Consider the following 2,130-nt stretch of genomic DNA (forward strand, 5'->3'; position numbering starts at 1 on the left):
AAAAAGCAGTTAAAGGAGCTGAAAATCAAGATAAGGAAGACTAAACCTTGTCTAATAAAAAACTTTGTACTCTGGAAGCCATTGTGTGGCTAGCTAGAGTGCAAAGTTTTTTTGAGTTTTTTATGAAAATGAAGATTGTGTTCCTTATAAGTACAAGGTTATTAAGAGAGCAGTGGATATTAAAATGATGATTTTGAATTTTTATTATTTTTGCTTTGGAGCAAGGTAACATAGTCACTTTTGGTGTGGAATAAGTGGGAAAGAAAAACAGTTTTTTGAGTTTGATCGATAAAGTAAAGCAAGATATATTGCCCGATAATTTTTCCTCGTGTGGGGTACTTACTATTGATTTTAAGTCCGATTTTTTCATCTGCATCAAAGCCAGCTTCAGGAAAGGTTTCTAAACTTTTTAAGCCGTCTAAAATTTTGGCCACAGTATTTTTAGCTGACTGGGGTGATAAAAGAACAGTAGTAATGTAATCATGAATACTGTCAATTGCTTGACTCACTTCAGTAGATAGAATCACTTTATAAGTCATATCGTAGCCTCATATTGTCTAGGGAAGTTCCTTGTCCGGATTCGTATTCTCTTAAGGCGCGTTCAGATTGGGCTTGTAGTTCCTGAATCAATCGTTCACGGTGTAAATCTTCTGCAGTTTTTATTGGCAAATCCTGTTCGAGAACAATCTGCTCGATAAAAAGACTAATAGCATCCGTCATAGTCATTCCTTTTTCCTTGATGATAGCTCTAGCTTGTTCCATTGATGACTCGTTGATTTTAAAATTGTATTGCTTAGTAAGTGATGTAGTCATGGTATATCTCCAATCTATACTATATATAGCTAGTATATATCTTTTCTATTTTTTAGGCAAGAAAAAACTCTATACTTTTGAGTCTGGAATATGAAAACAGCAGTTAATTTCAAGAAACAAAAAAGAACAGCCGAAGCTGTCTTTTTATCATTATTTGAGACCGTATTTTTTGTTGAAACGATCCACGCGTCCATCTGCTTGAGTGAACTTTTGACGTCCAGTGTAGAATGGGTGTGAGTCTGATGAAATTTCCACACGGATCAATGGGTAAGTTTCGCCTTCGAACTCAACTGTTTCGTTAGAGCGTTTTGTTGAACCGCTAAGGAATTGGTAACCAGTAGTTGTGTCCATGAAGACAACTGGGCGATATTCTGGATGGATATCTTTTTTCATTTTGCAATATTTCCTTTCTGCCATGGTCTCTTTGCGAGCCATAGATTGTTACCATACTAGTCTACCAGATTCTGAAAAGTTTGGCAAGTATTTTATCAGTTTTTAAGCAAGTTTTTTAACTTTTGGTAGATGATTTCGTTTTCTTCTAGGCTATAGGAATTAGCACCACTTGCTAGAGGGTGGCCTCCACCATCATGCTCCTTGGCGATTTCATTGATAGGATGGATTTTACTGCGTAAGCGAACTCGGTAGTGGCCATCAGCCTGCTCCACAAAAATTCCCCAGAGACTCACACTGTCAATGCGTCCAGGTGCACCGACAATGGCTGCAGTTTCAGCATCGGTGACATTGAATCGTTTTAAGATTTCCTGACTCAGGATAACGCGAGCTGCGCCATTTTCATCCACTTCCAGATGGTCGTAGATGTAGCCTTGAAGTTTTGCAATTTTGTAGCTCATAGTGTCCATTTTGCGAGTGAGAGCTGCAAAGTCAAAGTTATGTTCTCTCAAATAAGCCGCCAGTCGGAGGGTTCGTGCAGTGGTAGAAGGGTAGAGGAAGCGACCTGTATCACCGACAATTCCTGCAAAGAGCAACTCAGCAGCGCGATCTGACAAGGCCAGTTGGGTTGTTTGGGCAAATAGGGTAATCATCTCGCTAGCACTGCTTGAACTAGTATCCACCCATGATAGGTCACCATATACATCATCATTTGGATGGTGGTCAATCTTAATGAGAAAATCACCTTGACTATAGCGCTTATCATCGATACGAGCAGTATTCGCCGTATCACAGACGATAACAAGTGCCCCTTGGTAGGCACTATCTTCAACAAGATCCATCTCAGCCATCCAAGTTAGAGTTGGTTCATCAAAACCAACAGCTTTGATGGTTTTTTCAGGGAAATGATATTCTAGCAAGGCTTTC

General features: G+C 39.3%; 4 protein-coding genes. All 4 read right to left on the bottom strand.

All coding sequences use genetic code 11. The features are described from left to right. Positions 1-179 precede the first annotated feature (179 nt). The gene (locus tag SMIDD26_RS03165) at positions 180-539 is read right to left on the bottom strand and encodes a type II toxin-antitoxin system RelE/ParE family toxin (protein WP_061438885.1); all 360 of its coding nucleotides are present in this window, start codon (positions 537-539) and stop codon (positions 180-182) included. Then, positions 529-813, bottom strand: coding sequence for a type II toxin-antitoxin system RelB/ParD family antitoxin (locus SMIDD26_RS03170; protein WP_061438887.1), 285 nt, complete (start codon positions 811-813; stop codon positions 529-531). The genes SMIDD26_RS03165 and SMIDD26_RS03170 overlap by 11 nt, the downstream gene beginning before the upstream one ends. A gap of 150 nt (positions 814-963) precedes the next feature. Next, positions 964-1,206 carry a type B 50S ribosomal protein L31 gene (locus SMIDD26_RS03175; RefSeq protein WP_000710764.1) on the bottom strand — a complete coding sequence of 81 codons (243 nt, stop codon included), beginning with the start codon at positions 1,204-1,206 and terminating at the stop codon, positions 964-966. Positions 1,207-1,301: 95 nt separating this feature from the next. After that, a partial coding sequence (locus SMIDD26_RS03180; RefSeq protein ID WP_061438889.1) for a DHH family phosphoesterase occupies positions 1,302-2,130 on the bottom strand: 829 nt, incomplete at its 5' end.

Source organism: Streptococcus mitis, assembly GCF_001579035.1.
GTDB lineage: Bacteria > Bacillota > Bacilli > Lactobacillales > Streptococcaceae > Streptococcus > Streptococcus mitis_J.